The following is a 1,609-nucleotide window of genomic DNA, read 5'->3' as shown; positions in this document are numbered from 1 at the left end:
GCACGAGTCGGCCGCCGACGACGAGAGAAAGCACGGGAAACCAACATGTCGGGCTCCTGGGTCAGTCCTACCCCGAGCGGCGCCGACGCGCGCCTGCGGATCTTCTGCTTCGCACACGCCGGCGGCGGCAGTGCCTTCTTCCGCCCGTGGCGCGAGCAGACGCCTACGGGGATCGAAGTGGTTCCGGTCGTCCTCCCGGGACGCGAATCACGAATGCGGGAGCAGCCCCATCGCCGCATGACCCCTCTCGTCTCCGAGCTCGTCGCCGGCCTGCGCCCCCACCTGGACCGTCCCTACGCCTTCTTCGGACACAGCCTGGGCTCGGTGGTCGCCTACGAAGCGGCCCGTGCCCTGCGCCGGGCCGGAGACCCCGGGCCGGAGGCCCTGCTCGTCTCGGGGCGACGAGCGCCCCACATGCCCAGCCGGCTGTCACCGGTCTCGGGTCTGGCGGAGAAGGATTTCCTGGCCGAGATGGTCAGGCTCGGCGGCACCCCGGCGGAGGTCGCCGGCAAACCTGAGGTGATCCGTCTGTTCCTGCCGTTTCTCCGGGCCGACTTCGAGCTGAACGAGACCTACCGGCCGGCACCCGGCCCGTTGCTCTCCTGCCCCGTCCACGCCTTTTGCGGCGATCGTGATCCGCTCGCCGCGCCGCAGGAGGTCGGCGGGTGGCGCGAGGTGACCAGCGGGAACTTCCGGCTACGGGTCTTCCCTGGGGACCACTTCTACCTGAAGGACTCCAAGGAAGTGCTCGAGGCGCTGTGGTCCTCTCTGGCACCGGCCCTCAGTCCGCCCGGGTAATGTCGGCTCACGGTGCTCTCCCGCACGGGGAGGACGGCGAGGTGACGGTGTGGCTCTGCCCGAACGAGGCGCTGCCGCCGCCGACGGCCGACATACTGGCCCTGCACTGGTTGGACCCCGACGAGTGGGCGGCGGGGGAGCGGCTCCGCCGTGAACAGGACCGCCGGCAGTACCGCACAGCACGGGTGCTGGTCCGGCGGGCACTTGCCCTGGAAACCGGAATCCCGGAAGCCGAACTGGTCATCGTGCGCTCCCCGTTGGGCCGACCGCGGCTGCGGCTCCCGGAGAGCGTCGCGCCGCGAGGCCGGGCGGCCTTCGACTTCAACCTCTCCCACACCGAGGGCATGAACGCCCTGGCACTCGCCCGGCCCGGCCGTGTCGGCGTCGATGTGGAACGAGTCTCCCGGACGGCGACAGGCCAAGGATCCGCCGCAATCGCGGCGATGTTCTCCGACGAGGAGTGCAGCGGTCTGCGCGCTCTAGAGGAGGGCAGGACGCGTGACAGGGCGACGACCCGGCTGTGGAGCCTGAAGGAGGCATACGTGAAGGCGCGCGGTACAGGCATCGGCCTGCCCTTCGACTCCTTCGCGTTCGCTCTCGACGAAACCGGTCACGTGGTCGGATTCCGGCCCCCTGAAGACGACGTGGAGTCCCGCTGGCGATTCCGGGTGTTCGACGCGGGGCCGGACGTCGTCGCCGCGGTCGCGGTGGAACGGCGCGCCCCCGGTGAGCAGGCGGTCCAGGTGCACCACGGCTTCCCGTGGCGCACCTATCCGGCACATCGGCTGCGCGTCGGCTGACGGCGCATAGC

2 protein-coding genes are annotated in these 1,609 nt (G+C 70.7%); both read left to right on the top strand.

From position 1 onward, the window contains the following. Positions 1–45 precede the first annotated feature (45 nt). Positions 46–798 carry an alpha/beta fold hydrolase gene (locus tag E4198_RS04485; protein ID WP_136182014.1) on the top strand — a complete coding sequence of 251 codons (753 nt, stop codon included), beginning with the start codon at positions 46–48 and terminating at the stop codon, positions 796–798. A 41-nt stretch (positions 799–839) separates the two neighbouring features. Continuing rightward, complete coding sequence (locus E4198_RS04480; protein WP_136182013.1) at positions 840–1,598, top strand: 4'-phosphopantetheinyl transferase superfamily protein; 759 nt, start codon at positions 840–842, stop codon at positions 1,596–1,598. The last annotated feature ends 11 nt before the right edge of the window (positions 1,599–1,609 follow it).

It is taken from the genome of Streptomyces sp. RKND-216 (assembly GCF_004795255.1).
Classification (GTDB): domain Bacteria; phylum Actinomycetota; class Actinomycetes; order Streptomycetales; family Streptomycetaceae; genus Streptomyces; species Streptomyces hazeniae.
The sequence above is the reverse complement of the archived record's forward strand: the minus strand, read 5'-3'. Positions and strand labels throughout refer to the sequence as shown.